Source organism: Shewanella sp. Pdp11 (genome assembly GCF_002838165.1).
GTDB lineage: Bacteria > Pseudomonadota > Gammaproteobacteria > Enterobacterales > Shewanellaceae > Shewanella > Shewanella hafniensis.
On sequence record NZ_CP015194.1, the window covers coordinates 719,898 to 744,981 of the forward strand.

The window sequence follows — 25,084 nt, forward strand, 5'->3', positions numbered from 1 at the left end:
TACACTGAGCCTAACTGAGCATCGTGCGGTTATCTAGCGGCGATATTGGCACTTGGAGTGATCGTTTTGAGCAGGGCCTTCTGCACCACATTTCAAACATTGCCATTCCTTTTGGCGGGCGCTGAGTTCGTCGGCTTGATGGGCTGCAGCATTATCTTGTTTGCCGCCGAGTTGTGCTTCTAACTGATCCATACGTTTATCGAGCCAGCGGCAGTTGGGGTCATTGGCTACGTGTTCACGGCTGGCAAGTTGTTGCTTGCGGGTGAGTTTTTTACTCTTAGTGGCTTTGGTCGATTGCGTGTCTTTCGTTGATTTAGTGGCTTTGGACGGCGTGAGAGTGGGAGCTGCATACTCGAAACTGCTTTGCACTTGGTTAGGCACAGTAATCGGCTTGCCCTCACTATCGAGCAAGGTACCTAAGGGCAAAGGCGCGGTTTGTGTCGATTGGGATAAGGATTCTAGACTCGGTTCAGGCTCAAGCCGTTGCCGTGTGTCAGCCGAGCTCATTATTGGGGTAAAAAGCAGAAGCAAGGCAATAACTGTGGTGCGAATAAGGTAGCAGTGCTGGGCTAACATTCCTTGTTCCTCGGCAAAATCGATATGAATGGTGAGTCGTTCCGTCGACTTTTTGAGTGTAGTTAGCGAGCGTTATTTTGCCAAATGTAGCGGATAAATTGATTGAGCAGGGTTGCATTACGGCGCGAGAAATAAGGTGTTAAAACGTCATCGCAAAGTGGATGCCGGCATAGGTTTCATCTTGCGAGCTTATATCGCCATTTGCCGTCGCTTCTTGCTCAATATCACCCTGGGCAATGCTGTGGCTAATGTGGCCGCTAACATTCATGTAGGATGACAACTGATAATTGGCTTCTAGGCCAAACTGTAGGTTATTGCGACCATCATGTTCTTCTGTTCGGTATTTAAAATCAAAGCCTTGAGTGATGTATGGTGTGAGGCTGAGTTGCTCTGTGACATTCCAATAACTGTGCAAACTCACTTCAACAAAGTAACCCGCAGCTTCGGTTGAATAGACGTAACTCATCGATGGTATTAGCCAAGCTTCTGCGGTGTAAGCGAGTTCGGCAAATAGCTCGTTATCTTGGCAACGGCTATTGCTGTAGCCTTCAATGCGCTGATATCCCAGATTTGCTTCTAGGTTCTCGGCGATATTGAACCCATATTCGAGGCCGATATTCCACTCTGTATAGGCTTGGCTATCACCACGGCCGACTAAGGCGTAGGTAGTAAGGTTGCCGAATTGCACTGCTGTATTCAGCCAATAGATACCGCCATCTTGCAAGTTATTGCGACCCTGTGAGATGTATTGACTGTCCCACCCTAAATCTAGTGTCACAGCTAAGGCTTCACTAGATTGGCTGGGTAATACTGTGTTTGAAATGCTTTCGATACTTTCATTAGCGAGTGCACTGCCACTAATACCATTGATACCAAGAGCGCAGAGGATACCAGCCATGAATTTAACAGAATGTGTTGCCATATTTTTGCTGATTTAGGTAGCAGTGCGTGAGTTACGCGAATAGTACCTTGAACGCACTTAAACATTAATGCGAATTGATTCGATTTGCGATCGAACCAACAACAATACTTAAGTAAATTAAGTGTAAATCTTAAATGCGAACCAGTTCACTTTTTTTTAGAGGAAATCGAGCTAGATAGCGATATTCGAAGGGGACAATTGGTTTTCTTGCCTTGATAAATAGCACATTAGCCCTTATTTATACTCAAATAACCTCAAGATCCTGCATCTCGCATCTTGAAGTGGCTCGGGCGTACACCCTATACAGATTATTGAGGAGTTAGAATGAGCAACCCTTTGCTTAGCGGCGCAAAATTACCGCTTTTTTCACAGATTAAACCGGAACATATTCAAGTCGCCGTTGAGCATGCCATTGCTCAGTGCCGCACTAAGATTGATGAAGTGCTGCAGAATCAAGGTCCTTACACTTGGGACAACTTGGTCGCGCCATTAGAACAGGTTGACGATGAACTAAGCCAAATTTGGTCGCCGGTTTCCCATATGAATTCAGTGACCAGCACAGATGAGTGGCGTGCCGCCCACGATGCTTGTTTACCTCTTTTATCGGAATACGGTACTTACGTTGGCCAACATCAAGGTTTATATCAAGCCTATAAGGCCCTGCGTGCATCGGATGAATTTGCTCAATTGAGCCAAGCACAGCAGAGGGTGATAGAGCACAGCCTGCGCGATTTTGAACTATCGGGTATTGGCTTAGATGATGCGCAAAAAGTGCGTTATGGCGAAATGGTCAAACGTCTTTCTGAACTCACCAGTGGCTTTTCGAATCAATTACTGGATGCGACCCAAGCTTGGACTAAGTTGATCACAGATGAAGCTGAGCTTGCGGGCCTGCCAGAGTCTGCCAAAGCCGCCGCTAAGGCGATGGCCGAGGCACGTGAGCTAGAAGGTTGGTTATTTACCTTGGATTTTCCTTCTTATTTACCTGTCATGACTTATAGTGAAAACCGTAGCCTTCGCGAAGAGTGTTACCGCGCCTTTGTTACGCGCGCCTCGGATCAAGGCCCAAATGCTGGCGAGTTTGATAACAGCCCGCTGATGGACGAAATCCTAGCGCTGCGCCACGAACTGGCATTGTTACTCGGTTTTGACAGTTTTGCCGACAAATCCCTAGCGACGAAAATGGCTGAAACGCCGGCGCAGGTGATGGCATTTTTAAATGAGTTAGCGCTGCGCTCAAAGGATCAAGCTAAGGCAGAAGTGGCCGAGCTGAGAGCGTTTGCTGAGGCACAATACGGTGTGACTGAAATGGCATCTTGGGACTTAAGTTTCTATGCCGAGAAGTTGCAGCAGCATAAGTATGAGATTTCACAGGAAATCCTGCGTCCATACTTCCCCGAAGATAAAGTGCTCTCGGGTTTGTTCTACACAGTCTCGCGTTTGTTCGGCCTTAAAATAGTTGAGCAAAAAGACCTTGATCGTTGGCATAAAGACGTGCGTTTCTTCGATATTTTCGACGAAACCGGCGAACACAGAGGCAGTTTTTACCTCGACTTATATGCCCGCACAGGTAAACGTGGTGGTGCTTGGATGGATGACTGCCGCGTGCGCCGTCAAACCGCCAATGGATTACAAAAGCCAGTGGCCTATTTGACCTGTAACTTTAATGGTCCAGTCGATGGCAAACCTGCGCTGTTTACCCATGATGAAGTGACAACCCTGTTCCACGAATTTGGCCATGGTATCCACCACATGCTGACCAAAATCGATGTTGCAGGCGTGTCAGGTATCAATGGTGTGCCTTGGGATGCGGTCGAGTTACCAAGCCAATTTATGGAAAATTGGTGCTGGCAGGAAGAAGCCTTAGCCGAAATTTCAGGTCACTTCGAAACAGGTGAACCATTACCTAAAGCCTTGTTAGATAAGATGCTGGCGGCGAAGAACTTCCAATCTGGCATGATGATGCTGCGCCAACTTGAGTTCTCGCTATTCGATTTTAGAATGCACCACGAATACGACCCCGCTAAAGGCGCACGCATTCAAGAAACCTTAGACGAAGTGCGTCGTCAGGTCGCCGTATTAACGCCGCCAGACTTTAACCGTTTCCAACATGGTTTTGCCCACATTTTTGCGGGCGGTTATGCCGCAGGTTATTACAGCTATAAATGGGCAGAAGTGCTGTCGGCGGATGCGTTTTCCCGCTTCGAAGAGGAAGGGATTTTCAACCCTGAAACGGGTCGTCGTTTCCTGCACAATATCCTCGAAATGGGTGGCTCAGCCGAACCTATGGACTTGTTCAAGCAGTTTATGGGACGCGAGCCTAATATCGATGCCCTGTTAAGACATTCAGGTATTGCTGCATAAGCTAGATAAGCAATTGTTCGCCTTGATAAATCAGCCCATTATAACGGGCTGATTTTCTCTGAGCATTTAGTTTTGTTAATCGATAAAAAGGCGTCATCTGACGCCTTTTTTGTGACATAGATCCCGCTTGCCCTGTGGTATGACCTCTGTTAGCCTGTGGCTCTTATTCCAAGGGCGACTGGTTATGAATCTGTATTTTCGTTTGTTTTGGTTGTTATTCTGGCGCACGCGCCATTGTCGTAAGATCGATTTTCTAGGCACAAGCCGTATCACCTATCGTGCTTTACCGAGCGATTGCGACATCAATTTCCATCTGACTAATTCTCGCTATCCTGCGTTTATGGATCTGGCGCGAACCTATATGTTGGCCGAGATGGGTCTACTGAAGCGTTTCTTAAAGTTGAAGTGGATGCCGATAGTTAACGCTGCCGAATTTACCTATATTCGCGATATCAAGCCGCTAAAAACCTTTGAGATTGAAACCAAAGTTGTTGGCTGGGATGAGAAGTATTTCTATATTGAACAACGCTTTGTGAGCGAACGAGGCCTACATTGTATCGTCCATGTGCGCGGTGTATTTGTGTGCAAAGGTAAGCAAGTGCCGCTCGATGTGTTAGTGAAAGAGGCGGGTTATTCCGATGCCGCACCTGAATTACCGCCAGAAGTCGTGAAGTGGAAAGCATTTTTGCAGTTGAAGAAAGAACGCAATATGTGACTGTGTTGAGGCATGACTTACCCGCTAAGGTATGCCTCTTATTCCCGTCGTTTCCTCCATTTCAGCCAGCAACACCTCTTCTTGTACTAACATCCAAGCGCCGCGCAATTGTGCCTGCTGCCAATAACGCACGACTTCATCTAAATCCAATAGATTTAAGTGTTGAAAGCTATAGCTCAAACAAGGGATTAGGGCGCAGTCGGCTAAGGTAAAACTGTCGCCACAGACCCAATGGTGTTGCGTGAGCTGGGTGTCTAAGCGTTGAAACTGGGCCAGTAGTTGTTTCTCTAATTGTTTGATTTCGAACTCGTTGCTGTCCTCGATGTGCTTTAATTTTTCTAATTGAAATAAAGGGTTGTTAATATCGTTGTCTATGATGCGATCGAACAAACGCACCTGTAAATTGCGTTGCGGTTCTTGGGGGAGCAACTGGGTACTGTTATTAAAATGCCTATCTAGGTATTCGATAATAATGCTGGACTCGGGGATCAACTGATCATCCTGGGTTTTGAGTAGCGGAACTCTTGCCTGTGGATAGGTTTGGTGAAATTCCTTGCGTGAAAAAGGGTCGCGCAGATCTATGATTCTGGGATAGAAATTGGCCTGCTTTTCATAAAGTGCGATCAACACCTTTTGCGAATAGCGTGATAAGGGATGATAAAAAAGCTCCATAGGCACTCACTCCAAACCCTGTATTTTACTGACTTTACGCCTTAACTTTAGTCGCAATTGAAGCGCTTGCTGTAGGAGTTTTTCTAAAAAATGTAGGGGCAAAGCCAATTTTTCGCGGCACAGCCAAATGATCCATCAAGGATAAAAATCGGTATTATTAACGACATTTCAAAAGTGTCGGGATTTAATTATTTTAAAGGTAATAATATGAGCCAGTTAGAGCGTTTTTCATCTATTTATGCCAGAGCCAGTGAGCGCAAAGGCGGCCCTGCGGGGCTCGAAGCCTTATTATTTGGTTGCCTGTCCGATGATGAAATTCGCCAGTATCGGGATGCTGAATTATTGTCTGCGATGAGTCGTCAGGTGTTTCAAAGTGGCTTTGTGTGGCGGGTAGTTGTTAATAAATGGCCTGAATATGAGAAGTCATTCTTTGGGTTTGAACCGCATAAAGTCTTGATGTTATCCCCAGAGCAAATTCAAGCGCGGGCGAGTGATGCGACGCTGATCCGCCATCTGAAAAAGACTCAAGCCATTTATGATAATGCTTTAATGATCCACGATATTGCTCGCGAACATGGCAGCTTGGCGCAGCTGATCGCCGCTTGGCCGACGCAGGATATTATCGGTTTATGGGCACTGTTGAAGAAACGTGGTACTCGATTGGGCGGCAACACAGGTCCTTATTTTCTGCGCGGTATTGGTAAAGATACCTTTTTGTTAACCGATGATGTGCAAGGCTATTTTAAAGCGCACAAATTGATCGATGCGGGTTTTACGTCACAGACAGCGCTTAAACAAGTACAAGCAGTATTTAATCAGTGGCAACAGGAATCAGGGCGTTGTTTGGCCGACATCAGCCGTATTTTGGCCTGTAGTGTAGGGGATAATCGAATTTAGGATATTTAGATTTAGCACTTGTAAGCGCAACATAAAAAAGACCAGCCGCGGGGGCTGGTCAAGGCTCTATTTATCAAGCCACTGGAGTGCCGCAGGGAAGCAGCGGATGAGCGGGTAACGCGACTAACTAAACTTAAAAACTTTTGCTGATGCCAACCACAAATCTGTCATCGAAGATTTCAGTCTGAGTACCATAGACTTTATGGTCGGTATCGACTGTGCTGCCGTGGTAACGGACATCAAAATTAAGCCCGTAGAACATTTTGCTTAGACCTAAGTTCCAGTGCCCCCAACCTTCAGCACCTTCACCGCTCAAGTCTTGATAACCGACAGAGCCTGAGATTTTCACGCCATTATCGAAGTTATAGCTTGGATGTAAGGCGTAGTTCACGCCGTGCCAGCCATCGACTCCAAACCAGTCATCGACTGTGGGCGTGACTTCTAATTGCAGGTTGGCACGGCCAAACTGTTTGCCGACTTTGAGCCAGAGTTCTGTGTAATTTGAATAGGATGCACCCGGGTAGAGGTATGAAAATAGCATTACATCATAGGTAAATCCTGAGTCGCCAAATTCACCGGCTTTGCCGATAAAAGGCGCGGTAACTATCTCTAAATTAGGATCGGCAAACTTGATGTTGGAGCTAAATACCCCCGCATACCAACCTTCATTATGATTCCAACTTAAGGTGCCTTGCACTACGGGGATATCACCATCTAAGGTTTCAGATTCACCGCGGAATACATAATCGGAGGCAAAGTTAACATTGGCATTAATCGTACCGCCTAAGAGCTGGTTGTCATCGGCCGCTTGGACAGTCATAGCAAGGGAAAGTAACGCCCCGCTAAGCAAAAATGTAGTGCGAGTCTTCATAATCATCATCTCAAAATTATTTCAAAATATTGGGAGTTGTTAGCGCACCATTATCGTAAAAATAAGTTGTGAATAGCCGTGATGCTTGGAATGAACCAATCACGAAAATATGTGAATGAATATGAACAAATGCGTTTTAAAGCGAGGAGTTTTTAGCTTTGTAAGCAATATTCGCCATTAAAGAAGTGTTATTTGTGGGAGTCTGAGTTTCATTTAATGGGGTATTAAACTGGATTTCGGGTTTGCTCCGCCTATGGGGAATCACTAAAATAACCCGCTCAGTATGATTTGAGACGGTTAATTTTATTGTTGTGGGTTTGACTTAAACCATTGGCACCGCATTTCGGCCATATTAAGCGGTTTGAGGTAACAAATTGCACATTAATCCGCTAAATGATGTTTTTTACGCGCTGGCAGTCTGAAGCCAATTCTTTGCTTACTCTCTTTCGGTATTATCAGTTTTAATAGGGTCGTTTTTAACGGCTAGATGCTGAGAGTGGCCTGAGTAAAAAATAGCAGCGCAGTGTTTTCGTCTCTATGTACAAATTATTGCAACAAGTGGCGGTTAAGCTAACGCCGTTGAGCTGTGGGCCTTGGCCTGCGCTAAGTGTAGAATATGAACAGATTTGCAACATATTCAATATGGAGTAGGCTTATTGGGTGTTTTACGGCATATCCCTCTAACAATGTTGCTCAAAGTTAACGGGATTCTTAAATCGAATAACAATTCGATGAATATAGTAATGCCGAATGAGTGAAAATTTTCATTAGTTTACAATTTAGTTTCGTTATCTTCCTTGTTGATTCATATAGGCTATGAGATAAATAACGGATTTGATTTTAGTTACAATTACGGCTCGTGTCAGCGCAATAAGTGTACTGGTATGTGGGCAGTTAATATTTGAAGGAGTTCTCATGCGGCAGACAATTAAACTTGCCTCAGTTATAAGCGTGGCGTTATGGATGGCAGCTTGCAGCCCTCAAGAAGAGAGCGCTCAGGCGGGCGCTGGCCCACGTAGTATGGAAGTGGGAATCCTTAATGTTGTTGCCCAGCCACAAGTGATTCAGGTGGAATTACCTGGACGCAGTAAAGCTTTCCTCGAGGCTGAAGTGCGTCCACAGGTTAACGGTATTATCACTAAGCGTAGTTTTGTTGAAGGCGGCAATGTGAAACAGGGTGAATCCTTGTATCAGATTGACTCTTCAACTTACAAAGCTGCGTTAGTCAGTGCCAATGCCGATTTAGCCAGAGCCAATGCGGGTTTAGCCTCAGCAAAAGCTAAGGCGGCACGTTATCAGCAACTGGTGAAAACCAACGCCATCAGTAAGCAAGAATTTGATGAAGCTGAAGCGGCTTACAAAGAAGCATTAGCGAATGTCACAGTGGCAGAAGCTGCGATCAACACAGCTAAAATCAACCTGCAATACACTGAAGTATTAGCGCCTATCTCTGGTCGTATCGGTAAATCGAGTGTGACTGCGGGTGCGTTAGTGACCGCCAACCAAAGCCAAACGCTGGCGACGATTCAACAACTTGATCCAATCAATGTGGATATCGCGCAATCGAGTGCGCAATTGTTACGTCTTAAAGCTAAGTTGAAGCAAGGTAAGTTACAAGCGTCAGAAAATGCTGATGTGCAGCTGTTGCTCGAAGATGGCACACAATACAGCCATCCAGGTAAGTTACAGTTCGCTGAAGTGAGTGTGGACCCAAACACAGGTTCAGTCATTCTGCGCGCTGAATTCCCTAACCCTGAAGGTATCTTGTTACCTGGTATGTATGTTCGCGCTATGTTGAATGCGGGCACGGATCCACAGGCTATCTTAGTTCCGCAAAAAGCGATTACGCGTAACTCTAAGGGTGAAGCTGTGGCTATGGTTGTGAATGACCAAGGTGTCGTTGAATCGAAAACTGTAACGACCGCTGAAGTGATTAACAATCAATGGCGAGTCACTTCTGGTTTAGCTGTGGGCGATAAATTAATTGTGGAAGGATTACAGAAAATTCGTCCAGGCGCTCCAGTAACCACCAAAGTTATTTCTGAAACGCAAGCACAATAGGGCATAGCTATGGCACGTTTTTTTATTGATCGCCCCATCTTTGCGTGGGTGATCGCCTTGATTATTATGCTGGCGGGGATCCTCTCGATCCGCTCGCTGCCAGTGTCCCAATATCCTAACATTGCACCACCGACCGTGGTGATCAGTGCCAACTATCCTGGCGCTTCCGCTAAGATCGTTGAAGATTCTGTAACTCAGGTGATTGAGCAACGTATGACGGGTATCGATCACCTCCGTTATATCTCCTCAACCAGTGACAGTTTTGGTAATGCGTCTATTACCTTAACCTTCAACGCCGAAGCCGATCCGGATATTGCACAGGTTCAAGTGCAGAACAAGTTGCAGGGAGCTATGACCCTGTTACCGCAAGAAGTGCAGTCGCAAGGGGTTAACGTTAACAAGTCGAGTTCTGGCTTCTTAATGGTATTAGGCTTCGTATCGACCGACGGTTCGTTAGATAAAGGCGATATTGCCGACTACGTGGGTGCGAACATTCAAGATCCTATGAGCCGTGTTCCTGGTGTAGGTGAAATTCAGCTGTTCGGTGCCCAATATGCGATGCGTATATGGCTAGATCCGTTGAAGTTGACTCAATACAGCTTAACCAGCTTAGATGTTGTTGCGGCGATTCGTTCTCAAAACGCTCAAGTCTCCGCTGGACAGTTAGGTGGCGCGCCATCTGTGGCTGGCCAAGAGCTGAACGCGACGGTATCGGCTCAAAGCCGCTTACAAACGGCGGAAGAGTTTCGCAAGATTATCCTTAAATCGGATATTTCAGGTGCAAATGTCTTCCTCGGTGATGTGGCGCGAGTTGAGTTAGGTTCTGAAAGTTATGCCGTGGTGTCACTGTATAATGGTCAACCTGCAACAGGGTTAGCAATTAAGCTAGCAACGGGTGCTAACGCGCTGGATACCGCATCAGCGGTTCGTGAAAAAATTGCTGAGATGAAGCCTTTCTTCCCGCAGGGGTTAGAAGTGGTTTATCCATACGATACAACACCTTTCGTAGAGCAATCTATCGAAGGTGTGGTGCATACCTTGCTTGAAGCTATCGTACTTGTGTTCGTCATCATGTACCTCTTCCTGCAAAACTTCCGTGCAACCTTGATCCCGACCATTGCGGTACCTGTGGTATTGCTGGGTACCTTTGCGATTCTATCGATGGCGGGCTTCTCGATTAACACCCTAACCATGTTCGCTATGGTGCTCGCCATCGGTTTGCTGGTGGACGATGCGATTGTGGTGGTGGAAAACGTCGAGCGGGTGATGTCCGAAGAGGGCTTAAGTCCACTCGAAGCGACGCGTAAGTCGATGGACCAAATTACTGGTGCCTTAGTCGGTATTGGTCTGACCCTATCTGCTGTGTTTGTACCTATGGCATTTATGTCAGGTTCAACGGGTGTGATCTACCGTCAGTTCTCGATCACTATCGTCTCTGCGATGGCGCTGTCTGTACTGGTGGCGTTGATTTTAACGCCAGCACTGTGTGCGACTATGCTCAAGCCAGTCAAGAAGGGCCATGGTCACATAGAAACAGGCTTCTTCGGTTGGTTTAACCGTACTTTCGACAAGCTGACTAATCGTTATGAATCGAGCGTGGCCGGTATCATCAAACGCAGCTTCAGAGTGATGACGATTTATATTGTGCTGGTGATTGCAGTGGGTTGGATCTTCATCCGTATGCCTACCGCCTTCTTGCCAGATGAAGATCAAGGTATTTTGTTTACCCAAGCGATTTTACCGACTAACTCAACCCAAGAAAGCACTTTAAAAGTATTAGAGAAAGTGTCTGATCACTTTATGGCAGAAGAAGGCGTGAGATCGGTATTCAGCGTGGCGGGCTTCAGTTTTGCGGGTCAAGGGCAAAACATGGGTATCGCTTTCGTTGGCTTGAAGGATTGGTCTGAGCGTGAAGCGCCAGGCATGGATGTTAAGTCTATTGCGGGTCGTGCCATGGGGGTGTTCGGCCAGATGAAAGATGCCTTAGTTTTCGCCTTCGTACCGCCTGCGGTTATCGAGTTGGGTACGGCGAACGGTTTCGACATGTACTTGCAGGATAAGAACGGCCAAGGTCACGAGAAGTTAGTGGCGGCACGTAACCAACTGCTGGGCATGGCGGCACAGAATCCAAATCTGGTGGGTGTGCGTCCTAACGGCCAAGAAGATGCGCCGATTTATCAATTACATGTAGATCACGCTAAGTTAAGCGCGTTAGGCATTGAAATCACCAATGTGAACAGCGTGCTTGCGACGGCTTGGGGTGGTTCTTATGTGAACGACTTTATCGACCGCGGCCGCGTGAAGAAAGTGTATGTGCAAGGTGATGCCCAGTATCGTATGCAACCAGGAGATTTAGACACTTGGTATGTGCGTAACAACAAGGGCGACATGGTGCCATTCTCAGCCTTTGCGACGGGTACATGGGAATACGGTTCCCCACGTCTAGAGCGCTTTAACGGCTTACCGTCGATGAACATTCAGGGTGCTACGGCTCCTGGGTTCAGTACCGGCGCGGCGATGGAAATCATGGAAGATCTTGCTAAGCAGCTTCCTCCTGGATTTGGTGTTGAGTGGAACGGCTTATCGTACGAAGAGCGTCTATCGGGTAACCAAGCGCCTGCGCTGTATGCCTTGTCGATCTTAGTGGTATTCCTCGTACTGGCTGCACTCTATGAGAGCTGGTCGGTGCCGTTTGCCGTTGTGCTTGTGGTGCCACTCGGGATCATCGGTGCCTTGATTGCAATGAACGGTCGCGGCTTGCCAAACGACGTATTCTTCCAAGTAGGACTGTTAACCACAGTAGGTTTGGCAACTAAGAATGCCATCTTGATTGTAGAATTCGCGAAAGAGTTCTACGAGAAAGGTTCTGGCTTAGTCGAGGCGACCCTGCATGCGGTACGTGTACGTTTGCGCCCTATTTTGATGACGTCTCTTGCCTTTGGTTTAGGTGTTGTGCCGTTAGCCATTAGCTCGGGTGTGGGTTCTGGTAGCCAAAACGCCATTGGTACTGCGGTACTTGGCGGTATGATGAGCTCGACCTTCCTAGGTATTTTCTTCGTACCATTATTCTTCGTGATAGTGGAGCGCATCTTCAGTAAGCGTGAGAAGAAAGCTAAAGAAGAGAAGCCAAGCTCAGCTGAATAAGCTCAGTCGTTTCTAAACTAAAGCCCTGCAATAGCGGGGCTTTTTGCTATTTTAATGCTTGTTAGTTATAAAGATGGATAGGCTCTGTACGCGAGTTCTGGCATATTGCACTTAGGCCGTTAAGAGGACGAAACATGGATGATGCAGCATTGGAATTGCAAAAATTAGATGCACTACTCGCTAAGGGTAAGTGGTACTTTATTGTCGTCTTTGGTGTACTTTACTGGGGTATGTTGACGTCCCTTGTGGTCGCCTTAATCCATTATTTTATCTTGGGCGATCCATTCTGGGCGGAACTACAAAGAGCACTCTATATTTATCCCATTAGCGGCATTTTATTTGGTTGGTTTGCGTGGGTGCAGATTCATCGTAAGCGAGATAAACTGCACGCTCAATAGCATCAATAGCATCAATAGTTCTGGTTAAGCTGAGTATAGGGGTGACATGGTGTTTTCGTGGGGTAATCTTGCCACTAAGCAACTTATCGTTGGGATGATATGCCATAGTATCGCGCTGGCGTTTTTGGCCTATGGCGTTTATGCGTTTTATTTAGAGTCGCTTGCAGTGCCCGAGTTAACCCGTTGTGTTGGCGCTGGCGTGTTATTTGTGGGAATGGGATTAGCACCGCAATTCTTTTTTATGCCAGTAAGCCAAATCGTGTCGCAAGCCAAAGACACGCCAGAAAAATCCACACTGCAAACCTATGTGTTTAATCTCGGTCTTTTTTTGATGATCTGCAGTCTGTTAATGGAATGGCTATACGACTAAATCTACGGGTTTTAGTAGATCAACCCGATAAAGCAAGGGCGTCGACTTGATCATCGACGCCCTTTTTATTGCGACTAAGGCGTGTAGTAAGTCGCAGCGCCCGGCCCGACGGGCAGACCAAAACCAAATACCCACAGGAAGAAGAACGCCGTCCAACCCACGAAAAACACCAGAGTGTACGGCAGCATAGTGGCGATCAGCGTGCCTATACCGAGGTTTTTCTGGTAACGACAGGCGACCGCTAATATCAAACCGAAGTAGCTCATCATAGGCGTGACTAAGTTAGTCACTGAGTCCCCAATACGGTATGCCGCTTGAATCGTTTCGGGCGCATAACCAACCAGCATCAGCATAGGCACAAAAATAGGAGCGGTAATGGCCCATTGCGCCGAGGCGCTGCCGAGCATCAAGTTGATAAAGCCGCAAAGCATAATAAAGAACAGGAACACAATAGGGCCAGTCAAGCCTATGGATTGCAGCCCATCGGCCCCTAACACTGCGAGTACCGCACCTAAATTACTCCAGTTGAAGAAGGCGACAAACTGCGCGGCGAAGAAGACGAGGACGATATACATGCCCATAGTGCTCATGCTGTGGGACATGGCATTGATGACATCTTTATCATTTTTGATGCTGCCAACGACTTTGCCGTAAATAAAGCCCGGTATGGCAAAACAAATAAAGATGAAGGCGACTATACCCTTGAGGAAGGGCGAACCTGAGATAAGGCCAGTTTCTGGATGACGCAGCGGTGCACCTTCAGGGACGACTGAAAGCGCTAGGATAACGGCGAGCACTAACATAGATAACCCCGCCCATTTTAAGCCACGCTTTTCAATCGCACTGACGCTCTCCATTGATTGCAGTACGGTTTCATCCGCATCTTCACCTTGGTATTTGCCTAACTTAGGCTCGACGATTTTCTCGGTAACAAAGGCGCCGAGGAAAGTGATCACAAAGGTGGAAACAAACATGAAGTACCAGTTCACTTCTGGGCCGACGTTGTACTCAGGATCTATCATGCGCGCCGCTGCTTCGGTTATGCCAGATAATAAGGGATCGACAGTACCCAGTAACAAGTTAGCACTATAGCCTCCTGAAACCCCTGCAAAAGCTGCAGCCAAACCCGCCAGAGGATGGCGACCTAGGGAATGGAAAATCATCGCCGCCATAGGGATAAGTACCACATAGCCAAGCTCGGCGGCCGTGTTAGACATAATGCCGGCAAAGACTATGGTCACAGTAACCAATCGCTTTGAGGCGCCCATGACTAAGGCACGCATAGCGGCGGATAATAAGCCAGAACGCTCAGCAATCCCGACGCCAAGAAGTGCGACGAGCACAGTGCCAAGCGGTGTAAATCCGGTAAAGTTAGTCACCAAATGCGACACTATCATCCGCAAGCCTTCGGCGTTCATTAGGCTAACCACATGAATTAACCCGTCTGCACTGCGGCCATGGGAGCCAACGGGCCTTGGGTCGACAACGGTTAAACCAAAGTAACCCGCGATACCTGAAATAATGACTACAGCAACACAGAACAGTGCGAAAAGGGTGATTGGGTGGGGAAGAAGATTACCTAAGCGTTCAACAATATTGAGAAAACGCACAAACCAACCACTGGTGCTGATATCGCCATGTTGTGGATTTGGCTCAGGAGCCTTTTTTGGGGGGATATCACCGGAATTAAAACTCATCGTACTTCCTTTATGTCGACCTTTGCGCAGCGCACTATCTTTTACCCTAGAACTGGCGCGAGGCGTTGCCGACGGCCGATGACGTGGCTGAGGGAGATTACTCTGGCTGCAAATACTCTGGGTGAAAGCTAAGGTAAAAGTTAAAAAATTAGCCGGAAAGTATGATTGTTAAGTTTTAATTGAAACTTAAATGTTGCGATGGGCGATGGGCGATGGGCGATGTGGAAGCGGTTAGGAAAAAATAGGATAAAAAAATGGACTCTCGAGGAGTCCAGTATTCACGAGCAAAATTGGATGCTCTAATGTTGTGCCATAACACTATAGACCTTGTTTGCTGTATCGGAGCTGAATATTGTTAAATTTCTATTTTTATAGTGCTTTTTAATTCACATGAACAAAGATTATGGCCTAAAGTGGGATTTTGCTGGTGGTCGAAGCTCTAGATAACTGCTTCTACTGTCGCCAGCTCTGACCAGCGAATAATTTCATCGACTTAATCTGTGCCATAGGTGAAATTTCCACTCATTTATGATTAGCTGTATCCTGTTAACAAGAATAAGAAACCTAAGGATGGAAGATGGAAAAATTGTTATTGGGATTAACGCTGATTTTTATCGTGACCTATCTTTGGTACGTCAGCTTAGTCAAAAAGCGCAATACCGCACTCGAGGCCCTGTCGGGTATTGATGTACAACTTACTAAGCGTGCCGATCTTGTGCCTAATATTCTAAAAATCGCTAAACGATTTATGGATCATGAAAAGTCGTTGCTCACTGAAATCACCGAATTACGTACTCAGCTTAGCCGTAATTATAACAAGGCTGATCCGAATGCCGTTAAAGAGCATTTAGTTCAGGCTGAGCAGTTGAATGACAAAATGGGCGCCTTGATGGTGAATGTGGAGAACTATCCTGAGCTCAAGTCCGACAACACTATGCTGCAGGCGATGCAGACCTATAACGAAGTCGAAGCGCATATCTCCGCTGCGAGACGTTTCTATAATTCGGCAGTGTCAGAGCTGAATACTGCTGTTGAAATCTTCCCTGGCTCGATTATCGCTTCAATGGCGAGTATTAAAGTTATGCCTTTTTATGAAGGGAGCGAAGCGGCAAAAGCGCCCATAGATGCGGCCGAATACTTGTAAGCCTAGCTGTGCAGGGTGAGCTATCACCCTGCAATACTATGATATCAATATGAATATTTTAACCTTCATTTTAGGTAGCCCGATTCAAACTTATCGGGGTCATGTTGGTTTGTCTGCGGATTTGGATGAACTTCCTCAACTCGAAGCGTATTACGAAGAACACCTCGCCCCCATTAGTCGTAAATATGAAAATAAGCGTGTGGCCTGTCTTAAGGCGGCGCGTAAACGTTTATATTTGAGTTTAATGATAGTGCTTGGGCTGAGCTTGCTCACCGTTATTGGCTACTACAGTGGTCGCGCGTATTTCCCGCCTTTACCTTTGCTTGCCTTAGTTGGCTTGAGCTGGTGGAGCTTTGCACCGACTCGAGATTTTAAACATTTGGTTCAGCGGGATATTTATCCACTGATGTTTAAATATTTCGGTGATGATTTTGTTTATAGCCGTGAAATGCGCCTCGATATGAATCGACTTGTTGCGGCTAAAGTGTTGCCGCAATACGATAAAGTCAGTTTCGGCGACTATATTCAAGGCCGCTATAAAGGCGTTGAGTTGACGATTAATGAGCTCACCTTGACCAAGAATGTGCAAGTCGAAGAACTGGATGCTAGTACCCATAGGCGCAGAACCGTTACCCGCACCGAAACCCAGTTTAGTGGCTTAGTGGTTGAGCTGAGTAGCCATAAAGCGTTTATCGGCCACACTGTGGTGCTGAGGGATCGCGGTGGTTTAGCGAATTTCCTGTCCGACAGCCATGCTGGACTAGTGCGAGTCAAACTTGAAGATCCGCAATTTGAAAAAGAGTTCGATGTATTTTCAACGGATCAAGTGGAGTCTCGCTATTTGCTCAATACGGCATTTATGGAGCGCTTACAGGAACTTGCCAAGCATTTTGGTGGAAATATTCAATGCGCTTTCTTTCGCAATAAGTTGATTATGTTCCTACCAAATCGCAGAACGCGTTTTCAAATGCAGTCTATTTTTAATGGCGCGACCTTTTCAGCAGAATTTAGTCAGATAAACCGAGAGATGAAGCAACTCTTTGCTATCATTGAAGTACTTAAACTTAATCAGCACACGGGACTTTGATGTTGCTCACTCGCTCAGCACCGACTCGCCCATCGATGGCTGCGGCCTTGTTATCGCCTCGCCGCCTTGCCGTGTTGGGTCTGTGCTTATGGTTGATATCGAGTCTGATGGCGAGCGTAAAAGCAGAAGAGACAAGCGCAAAGCCTAAGCCGCGTATCGTTGCCAGATATTCAGAGAGCGGCATCGTCAGCCGTGAAGGCTTAGAAAAACTCAAAATTTATCAATACCAACAAGCCAATGGCGTCACTGTATTTACCGACAAAGCCCCAGCCAATAACCCGTATCAAATTTTGTTGTATGACTGTTTTGCCTGCCGCCCCGATTCAACCATAGATTGGAATGGCATCCGATTATTTACCGCCAATTATGATGCCCTGATCAGTCGCGCGGCCCATAAACATCAACTTGACCCCGCCTTGATCCGCGCGGTGATCCACGCAGAATCAGCCTTTAATGCGCGTGCATTGTCGCGTACTGGCGCTATGGGATTAATGCAATTAATGCCAGAAACGGCCAAAGAAATGGGGGTAGCAAATGCGTTTTTACCCGAAGAAAATATCTTAGGTGGCAGTAAGTATCTGGCGCAAATGCTAAAACAGTTTAACGGGGATGTAGCCTTAGCCTGTGCGGCCTATAATGCGGGGCCGACAACTGTGGTGCAGTACAATGGTATTCCGCCCTATCCTGAAACCCAAGCCTATGTTGAACGGGTGAAAATTCTGTTGAAGCGTTATCGCGAGCAGAAAGGCGTGTAGCTGTAGACTTTGTGAACTAAAATCAAGCGGCGAAAACCTGAGATGATCGCCGCTATTTGAGTGGAAGGTTATTCGCCGACTTCCCATTTTACTGTGATGTTACCGTCCGCTTGTCCGAGCGTCTTACCTAAGTAATCCATTAATTCGGTTGCGATTTCATCTAACTGCCATGGCGGATTGATGATCCATAATCCTGCCGCTGTCATGCCAAACTCATCCGAATCGGGTTTAATCGCCTGCTCGATTCTTAGCTGACGTTTAATACCACTGCTGGCGAGACGCGATAACATGCCTTCAGTCTGAGCGCGATTCACCACGGGATACCAAAGCATAAACACACCCGTGGCAAAACGTTTGTGTGCTTTGATCAGGGTTTCGGCTACATCTTGGTAATCGGTTTTCATCTCGTAGCTAGGATCGACAAGCACCAGAGCGCGGCGCTCTAAGGGTGGCACTGCGGCGATAAGGCCTTTTAAACCATCACCTTTGATCACTTTTACTTGTCTGTCTTCGCAAAAATAATCGTCCAGCAACACATAATCAGTGCTGTGCAGCTCGTGCAGCACCATGCGATCTTTAGGCCCTAATTCCATATCTATAATGGCGGGCGAACCTGGGTAGAAGTTGAGTTCGTCAGGATTTTCTTCATTAAAATGACGCACGGCGGCGACATAGTCCTGCAGCGATTGCGGCAGATCAGTTTTATCCCAAAGCTTAGCTACACCTTCGAGGTATTCACCGGTTTTTTGTGCAAATTCATCGCTTAAAGCATAACCACCCGCGCCCGCATGGGTATCGATATACACGAGTGGTTTGTCTTTCTTGTGCATCAGCTGCAAGGTTTGAAGCAAGATGGCGTGTTTCAACACATCGGCATAATTGCCAGCGTGATAACCATGGCGGTAACTTAACATGGGGGATCCTAGTAATTTGCAAACAAAGCAAAGAGAGGCAAATGCCAGTCGCTAATTATACCTGCGATGCTTGTAGGCGTAAATTTAATGCCTCAGTTGGCGCTCTGTTTATTAGCAAACCAGTGTGTGGGGGTTTGCATTTGAAAGGTTTTCAGCCATAGATTCGCGGGTGCGGGTTTGCCAAATAGATAGCCTTGAAATTGTTCACATCCTAACGCTGTGAGTTGCAATAACTGGGCTTCGGTTTCGATACCTTCGGCAATGACGTTGAGTTTTAAGCTCTTAGCTAACAGGATGGCGGCATTCACAATTTGGGTATGGCGTTCACTAATGCCCATTTGACTGACAAAGCAGCGGTCGATTTTAATCGTGTCGGCACTGATATCGATGAGTTGGCTTAATGAGGCATGGCCAGTACCAAAATCGTCAATGGCGATAGACACTCCCATACGAGCCAAGGTGTTTAAGCGTCGGCCCGTTTCTTTATGGGTTGAAAATACTGAGGTTTCAGTAATCTCAATTTCTAATAATGGGATGAGTTCGGGGTGATTCATATAGGTTTGAATCAACACCTTAAAGAAGCGATCCGACAGAATATCCTGTCCAGATAGGTTGAAGGCAATCCTGACCAGAGGCACATTTTTTGGCCAAGAACGGATCAGTTGCAGTAATTGCCTAAAGACTTTTATCGCAAAAATCGCCTGCAATTGGGATGACTCTATGATGGGAATAAACGTGTTTGGCATAATCATAGTGCCGTCTTCATCGAACATTCGTGCCAGTGCTTCAAAGCTAATAATGTGGCCATCGGCCATCACTTTAGGCTGGAGCCACATTTCAAGGCGATTATGTTTTAATGCATCACGAATTCTGGCTTTCTGTGATGAGGCTTCGAGAAGATTATTAATTAAACCAATGTAATACACCATTACTGGGCTAGCTTGGGTGGTTTGTTTTATGGCAATTAAACATTGCTCTGCGGCTTGCTGCGGTGAGGCCTTATTGCCCGAACTGCAACCGACTCGGCACTCGAGATGATATTCAATCTGTTGTTCTTGCTTAAGCTGCAGGTGTGTTGGAACACGCTCGCGTAATTGCTGCGCGAGGTTTTCGGGGGAAATCAGCGGCAGGCTGGTAAACTCAAGCGCAAACGAGGCTCCCCTAAAACGGTATATTTTTGCGTGGTGACCAAAGCGATTTTTGAGTTCGGTTGCAAAGGCTTTTAGGATGGCATCTCCGACGCTGATCCCGAAGGCGGCATTGATTTGACTCAGGTTATCAATTTTGACTATGGCAGCTGTCATATCCAAATGGATTGTGCTTGGGGCTGGGTTATACCAGTGATTCTCGTTGGGTAATCCAGTCACTAAATCATAGAAATGTGTGCTGATATGGTGCTTTTTAAGTCGGCTTAGTTCAATTGCATGGTTGGCCTGTTCAGTGACATCGTGGCAGTGAAACAACAAAGTGTCATGGTGCTCTAATGAGGCTTTCTGCAGCAGGTATTTAGTGCTGTTATTGTTCTTTAAATGGGTCGGAAACGAGGCCGCCAGTAAGTTTGTGCTGGTATCTTCGGTAAGTTCAAAAATGTCACATAAGCGAGTGCGGTTTAGCGTGACCTCTCCGGCGATTTTTTGGGCTGCATTATTCAGGTTGAGGATCACGCCGTCCTCATTACAGAAGAAAGAGGCGGTGCCATTATTTTCAAAGATTTCAGCATATTGATCTAAGGTACGCTGCAGAGCATTTTGATGCTGGATCATTTGCTGAGCATGGACTTTCTGGGTTTTTAGCAAGCGCATCGCCGACAAGGGAATGCAAATATTAAAAAAGACAAACAGTAAACCATTCAGATAAGCGTGGGTCGCAGGCAGACTGATATCAATATCAATAATCGGGGGAATATTTTGGTTACGCAGTAGCAGTAAAAAAGGCAATACATTAAAAAACATCATAATAACGGCTACTTTTCTGCCAAATAGAAAAAGCGCCATTAAGGGAAGGGTATATAAGAAGGTAATCCCTGCCTGGGATAAGTTAAAATCTGGGATAAACAAGAGTATAGAAATACAGGCGGCAATGACCATAGCCAGCAGGCTTATTGAACTGGCGAGTAAATATTTGCGGGTAAACCATAAAGCCAAAAACAGCACAGTTAGAAAACTGACCGTAATGCTGATAATAAAAGCGAGGTTTAACTCATACGCAATTAAAGAGCTATGCAGCACTATGCTAGTGGTCAAAATCGCGCCACTGAGCAGAATAATCCGCAATAAGCTGGTTTTTAATATTGTTCTATCAGGATTTAAAAAGTCTTGATCCCTAATAAACAAAAAACCTTTTAGCCATTGAAGCAAAAAGAGTCCTTATCCCATACGGAAGTCACGCAGGTTGACTGGGGATATAACATATAACATAAATCACTAAATTGTTATACAAATAGATTACTGTCTTTATAAATCAGTGGATTACAATGTGATGCCTGTTTGAATCGTTAAGGGGGCACTGCGACAAATTGACTAAGACAGTGATGAGTTTGGTGATGTGATTTGCTGACTAGCATATTCATAAACGAGATTTTTAGGCATAATGGCCATCATTTTCATTGGTTAGAAGACAGCCTGTGACCCCGATTTTTTTCAATCAGCAATACCCAACACTTGTGGATATTTGTGCACGTTGGCAACTCGTCTACGATGCGAATGCGACCTTCGAATTACGTTTTGAATCAGATACTTTATCACTGCATAAACGCGATGAGCCTAAGCTCGACGGTATAGTGGTGGACTTTGTGACTGGCGCTGTCGCCCATAGACGTAAGTTCGGTGGTGGTCGCGGCCAATCCATCGCTAAAGCCGTGGGATTAAAGCAAGGGGTAACACCGAGTGTGGTTGATGGCACTGCGGGTTTAGGGCGCGATGCCTTTGTGCTTGCAAGCCTTGGTTGCACTCTGACTATGGTTGAGCGTCATCCTGTGGTTGCGGCATTGCTTGAAGACGGCCTGCGCCGCGCCTATCAGGATGCTGAAATCGGCGATTGGATGCGTGAGCGGATGCGTCTGTTCCATGGTTCGAGCCTTGAAGCTCTATCTAAATTGGCACAAGAGGTGGATGTGGTGTACCTCGACCCTATGTATCCCCACCGCGATAAATCGGCCCTCGTTAAAAAGGAAATGCGGGTATTCCAATCCTTAGTCGGTGCCGATTTAGATGCCGATGGTTTACTCGCCCCCGCTTTAGCTTTAGCAACGAAACGTGTCGTCGTTAAGCGCCCAGACTATGCCGAAGATTTGGACGGGGTTAAGCCTAATACAGTTATTGAAACCAAGAAAAACCGTTTTGATGTATACGTAAAAGCCGCGATGAAATAGCGAAGGTTTTTGTTTAAAGAGAATATTCAGCGCTGCTACGGAGCGCGCACTTTGGATTTGACTACAATTCTCGACTTCGCTAAAGTCGCCATCTGATTAGATTTTTGGTTCTCTGCAATGTTGTACATCCTATTCAAGAAATTTGTCAGGAGACTTTGCTCCGCGCACTAACACGGTGAAGTGTTGCTCGGAGCTTGATGTTTTCTGAATCTTCATCAGCTGCAAGGTGATTTCCCGTCTTTAAGTGGGAGATGTGCTTGTATCTGAACATTGCAGAAACTTAGCCGACGATGATGCTTCATCGTCGGCTTTTTTGTGTCTGATGAAAGTCAGAAGCAAAGTTTCAATGTTTCTTGAAACGAGGGGCCGGTATATCCACTACCGCCCCTCGTTTTTTTGGATGTAATACAATGAGTTTACTCAAAGTTCATAATCTGACTTATCACATCGGTGATAAAACCTTGTACCAGAATGCTGATTTCCATCTCTTTCCCGCAGAGCATGTTGGGGTTACTGGGAGTAATGGCGTAGGTAAAAGTACCTTACTTAAATTACTGCAAACACAGTTACTGCCAGACGGTGGCGATATCATTTGGCGACCCTCTGTGAAAGTGGGGTATTTGGACCAACACGCCCAAATGGATGCCCAGATCCAAGTTCGTGATTACCTTAAAACCGCCTTTTCTGAGCTGTACTTACTTGAAGCAGAAATGATGGCGATATACGCCTGCGCCGAAAAAAGCGCAGATGATAGCTACCTTGTGCGCGCCGCTGACATTCAGACCCAGCTCGAGAGCCAGTCATTTTACCAAGTTGAGAGCCATATCGACGCGGTCGCAGACGGACTCGGCATTACTCAGTTTGGTATGCACACAAGGCTTGGCGAGTTAAGTGGTGGGCAGCGTCATAAGGTGATGTTGGCGTCGTTGCTGTTGATGTCACCGGACGTGTTATTGCTGGATGAGCCAACCAACTATTTAGATAGTGTTCATATTCAATGGTTAGCCGACTACCTTACTGATTTTAATGGTGCCTTTATGGTGGTGTCGCACGATCACGCTTTTTTGAATCGTATTGCCACTAGTATTTGCGACATAGATAGACAACAGATCCGCAAATACAAAGGTAATATCGATAAGGCTATGGCGCAAAAAGTTAGCGATGGTGCGGCTCATGCTAAGCAATATCTGGCGCAGAAAAAACACATCGATAAACTGGAGCAGTTCATTGCCAAAAATGGCGCTGGCGTCAATGCCAGTATTGCCAATGGTCGTAAAAAACAGCTAACCCGCATAACGAAGCTCGCCGCGCCGGAATTAGAGAAGCCAATATCGATAGCGTTTAAACATACGACCCATAATGCCCAGCAAGTGCTGAGTGCAACTGACCTGCTAATTGGTTATTCGCGGCCACTGCTCCCCACTATCGCACTTAACATTAGCCGCGGCGAAAAGGTGCTGATCACAGGTTTTAACGGCATAGGTAAATCTACCTTGTTGAAAACCTTGGTGGGTGAGTTGGCGCCAGTTGCTGGGCAGATAGCAATTTCTACGGGGGTCAAACTTGGCTATTTTGAGCAGGAATTACATTGGCCATATCCAGACGCCACAGCAGCCAATCTCATTAAATCTGCATGTGGTGGACTCGATGATAAAGCGGTCAGGCAACAATTAGCCCAGTTTGGGGTGTCAGGAAAACTCGCTATGCAGCCTATTCGTACCCTTAGTGGTGGTGAGCAAACAAAGGTAAAGCTTTGCCGATTGGCACAAAATCCGACTAACTTGTTAATACTAGATGAGCCTACAACACATTTAGATGTCACTGTAAAAGCAGCACTTAAGCATGCCTTGATTGAATACTCTGGGACTATCATTGTGGTGTCTCATGAGCGGGATTTTGTCGCCGACTGGCCTGACAGGATTGTGGATATTCAAACTGTTATCGCCGCCGAAGAGTGTACTTAAACGCAGAGCCATATGCATAGTGTGGATTGGTTTTATTTTATTCCTTTATAGATTTCATCGAGAAAGTCGTATGTAGGCAAAGAGCATACTCATATTGGTAATAGCTTAGTAAGGCACGATATATATGCCGAGGGTGACGATAGATGTGGTTGCTGCCGCAATAGTATCGTCACCCCAAATATCGAACCTTGCAGTATTGTGGTGGGTCATCCGCGAAGTTAACCAAGTATCGGATTGATATAGGCGTCATGACTGGCGGGTTAGTCTTTTATAGGCTAAATAATTTGCTTGTTGATGAACTATTGTTACACTCCGCCGGTCTTATGTTCAGCTATCTGTTGAAAGACACTCATTTTTTATCTTTATAATCAAATAATAAGACGAAGAGAAATCCATATTTTTACGTTATTGACTAAGAAAACAGGCAACTTATGGGGCGTGATGGTGTTTACCATTCTGACCTTGTTCTGTTTGACTCAAAATAGTGGACTACTTAACTTGTTGCTCAAAGAGTCGAGCGCGCAAGCGATGTCGGCTACGTCTTTTTCTGGTGCTGGTTTTAGCGCTAACTCAGTTTCAAACGCAAGTTCAGCTTTAAACCGCGGCTCAGCTTCAAGCAATATGGCTAGCCACGTCGATATCCAATTGGCGGGTACTGATCTGGTCAAAAGCGGGCCTAAAAAATGTGAATTGTCTGAGAAATCGATTCGAACCTGTATCGACACTCCGAGTAGCATCCCATTTCTTATCCTGTTGTTTCTACTACCGTTACTTCCCCGCGCCTCCCGCGTGATAACCCTGTTACCTCTACAAGGTTATCAAGCTAAACCTAGGCGAATACATCTCACACATTGTCGCTTTCAAGAATAAAAACCTATTTATCAATTTGATAGGTGGTTTTTAGGCATGCTTTCTCTCGCTAAAGAGTTGATTTTTCTCGCAGTTTGTCAGCAGAAATCAAATTTAATCGCAGCAGATCGCCTGTTTTACACATCACACTTTCCTATCAGACTTCTTGAATTAAACCCGCTTTATCACGCGATGTTTCTTAAGCCGTTACGATATTGGTAACCAGAACATAGCGTTAGCCAATATTTATATGGCTTAGAAGCAAGGTAAGCATGTATGCCGCATCACTGAGTCTTGTTTCACTTAGCTTGATT

The 25,084-nt window shown here is 46.1% G+C and carries 20 protein-coding genes; 13 read left to right on the forward strand and 7 right to left on the reverse strand.

Annotated elements, in window-relative coordinates; translation table 11 throughout:
- Positions 1-33 precede the first annotated feature (33 nt).
- Entirely contained in the window at positions 34-576 is a 543-nt protein-coding gene (locus tag AYJ58_RS03335) for a hypothetical protein (RefSeq protein WP_106648945.1), read from the reverse strand.
- A gap of 139 nt (positions 577-715) precedes the next feature.
- Positions 716-1,498: a hypothetical protein gene (locus AYJ58_RS03340; RefSeq protein ID WP_106648947.1), complete on the reverse strand. Its 783-nt coding sequence runs from the start codon at positions 1,496-1,498 to the stop codon at positions 716-718.
- Between the two features lie 324 nt (positions 1,499-1,822).
- Between AYJ58_RS03340 and prlC the strand changes: the two genes are divergently transcribed.
- Entirely contained in the window at positions 1,823-3,862 is a 2,040-nt protein-coding gene (gene prlC / locus AYJ58_RS03345; RefSeq protein ID WP_106648949.1) for an oligopeptidase A, read from the forward strand.
- A 184-nt stretch (positions 3,863-4,046) separates the two neighbouring features.
- Positions 4,047-4,577 carry a thioesterase family protein gene (locus AYJ58_RS03350; RefSeq protein ID WP_106648950.1) on the forward strand — a complete coding sequence of 177 codons (531 nt, stop codon included), beginning with the start codon at positions 4,047-4,049 and terminating at the stop codon, positions 4,575-4,577.
- A 24-nt stretch (positions 4,578-4,601) separates the two neighbouring features.
- Here the strand turns inward: AYJ58_RS03350 and AYJ58_RS03355 are convergent, their stop codons facing one another.
- A complete protein-coding gene (locus AYJ58_RS03355) occupies positions 4,602-5,249 on the reverse strand; it encodes a glutathione S-transferase family protein (protein ID WP_106648952.1) in 648 nt (215 codons plus the stop codon).
- A gap of 207 nt (positions 5,250-5,456) precedes the next feature.
- On the opposite strand from AYJ58_RS03355, the gene AYJ58_RS03360 reads away from it, so the two are divergent.
- Positions 5,457-6,146, forward strand: coding sequence for a DNA-3-methyladenine glycosylase I (locus AYJ58_RS03360; RefSeq protein ID WP_106648954.1), 690 nt, complete (start codon positions 5,457-5,459; stop codon positions 6,144-6,146).
- 133 nt (positions 6,147-6,279) lie between these two features.
- On the opposite strand, the gene AYJ58_RS03365 is transcribed toward AYJ58_RS03360, so the two are convergent.
- Positions 6,280-7,026: a TorF family putative porin gene (locus tag AYJ58_RS03365; protein ID WP_106648956.1), complete on the reverse strand. Its 747-nt coding sequence runs from the start codon at positions 7,024-7,026 to the stop codon at positions 6,280-6,282.
- A gap of 906 nt (positions 7,027-7,932) precedes the next feature.
- On the opposite strand from AYJ58_RS03365, the gene AYJ58_RS03370 reads away from it, so the two are divergent.
- From AYJ58_RS03370 to AYJ58_RS03385, 4 genes are all read left to right on the forward strand, one after another.
- Positions 7,933-9,078, forward strand: coding sequence for an efflux RND transporter periplasmic adaptor subunit (locus AYJ58_RS03370; protein ID WP_106648958.1), 1,146 nt, complete (start codon positions 7,933-7,935; stop codon positions 9,076-9,078).
- A gap of 9 nt (positions 9,079-9,087) precedes the next feature.
- Positions 9,088-12,222: an efflux RND transporter permease subunit gene (locus AYJ58_RS03375; protein WP_106648960.1), complete on the forward strand. Its 3,135-nt coding sequence runs from the start codon at positions 9,088-9,090 to the stop codon at positions 12,220-12,222.
- A gap of 134 nt (positions 12,223-12,356) precedes the next feature.
- The gene (locus tag AYJ58_RS03380) at positions 12,357-12,620 is read left to right on the forward strand and encodes a hypothetical protein (protein ID WP_106648962.1); all 264 of its coding nucleotides are present in this window, start codon (positions 12,357-12,359) and stop codon (positions 12,618-12,620) included.
- A gap of 46 nt (positions 12,621-12,666) precedes the next feature.
- A complete protein-coding gene (locus AYJ58_RS03385) occupies positions 12,667-12,990 on the forward strand; it encodes a hypothetical protein (protein ID WP_106648964.1) in 324 nt (107 codons plus the stop codon).
- A 74-nt stretch (positions 12,991-13,064) separates the two neighbouring features.
- Here AYJ58_RS03385 and AYJ58_RS03390 read toward each other — a convergent pair whose 3' ends face one another.
- Positions 13,065-14,687 (reverse strand): AbgT family transporter, encoded by a 1,623-nt coding sequence (locus tag AYJ58_RS03390; protein WP_106648966.1) that lies wholly within the window; start codon positions 14,685-14,687, stop codon positions 13,065-13,067.
- 577 nt (positions 14,688-15,264) lie between these two features.
- Between AYJ58_RS03390 and AYJ58_RS03395 the strand changes: the two genes are divergently transcribed.
- The 3 genes from AYJ58_RS03395 to AYJ58_RS03405 are packed head-to-tail and all read left to right on the forward strand — an operon-like array spanning position 15,265 to position 17,673.
- Positions 15,265-15,831, forward strand: a complete 567-nt coding sequence (locus tag AYJ58_RS03395; RefSeq protein ID WP_106648973.1) for a LemA family protein — start codon at positions 15,265-15,267, stop codon at positions 15,829-15,831.
- A gap of 49 nt (positions 15,832-15,880) precedes the next feature.
- Positions 15,881-16,918 carry a DUF3137 domain-containing protein gene (locus AYJ58_RS03400; RefSeq protein WP_106648975.1) on the forward strand — a complete coding sequence of 346 codons (1,038 nt, stop codon included), beginning with the start codon at positions 15,881-15,883 and terminating at the stop codon, positions 16,916-16,918.
- Entirely contained in the window at positions 16,918-17,673 is a 756-nt protein-coding gene (locus tag AYJ58_RS03405; RefSeq protein WP_106648977.1) for a lytic transglycosylase domain-containing protein, read from the forward strand. Before AYJ58_RS03400 ends, AYJ58_RS03405 begins: the two co-directional genes overlap by 1 nt.
- A gap of 68 nt (positions 17,674-17,741) precedes the next feature.
- Here the strand turns inward: AYJ58_RS03405 and AYJ58_RS03410 are convergent, their stop codons facing one another.
- Both AYJ58_RS03410 and AYJ58_RS03415 read right to left on the reverse strand, forming a co-directional pair.
- Positions 17,742-18,587: a 23S rRNA (adenine(2030)-N(6))-methyltransferase RlmJ gene (locus AYJ58_RS03410; protein ID WP_006079458.1), complete on the reverse strand. Its 846-nt coding sequence runs from the start codon at positions 18,585-18,587 to the stop codon at positions 17,742-17,744.
- A gap of 92 nt (positions 18,588-18,679) precedes the next feature.
- Positions 18,680-20,944, reverse strand: coding sequence for a bifunctional diguanylate cyclase/phosphodiesterase (locus AYJ58_RS03415; protein ID WP_106648979.1), 2,265 nt, complete (start codon positions 20,942-20,944; stop codon positions 18,680-18,682).
- A gap of 266 nt (positions 20,945-21,210) precedes the next feature.
- Here AYJ58_RS03415 and AYJ58_RS03420 point away from each other — a divergent pair, with 266 nt between their 5' ends.
- The 3 genes from AYJ58_RS03420 (at position 21,211) to AYJ58_RS03430 (ending at position 24,791) form a co-directional block, all read left to right on the forward strand.
- Complete coding sequence (locus AYJ58_RS03420) at positions 21,211-21,957, forward strand: class I SAM-dependent methyltransferase (RefSeq protein ID WP_106648981.1); 747 nt, start codon at positions 21,211-21,213, stop codon at positions 21,955-21,957.
- Between the two features lie 410 nt (positions 21,958-22,367).
- Positions 22,368-23,921 carry an ABC-F family ATP-binding cassette domain-containing protein gene (locus tag AYJ58_RS03425; protein WP_106648983.1) on the forward strand — a complete coding sequence of 518 codons (1,554 nt, stop codon included), beginning with the start codon at positions 22,368-22,370 and terminating at the stop codon, positions 23,919-23,921.
- A 441-nt stretch (positions 23,922-24,362) separates the two neighbouring features.
- Positions 24,363-24,791 carry a hypothetical protein gene (locus AYJ58_RS03430; RefSeq protein ID WP_106648985.1) on the forward strand — a complete coding sequence of 143 codons (429 nt, stop codon included), beginning with the start codon at positions 24,363-24,365 and terminating at the stop codon, positions 24,789-24,791.
- Positions 24,792-25,084 lie beyond the last annotated feature (293 nt).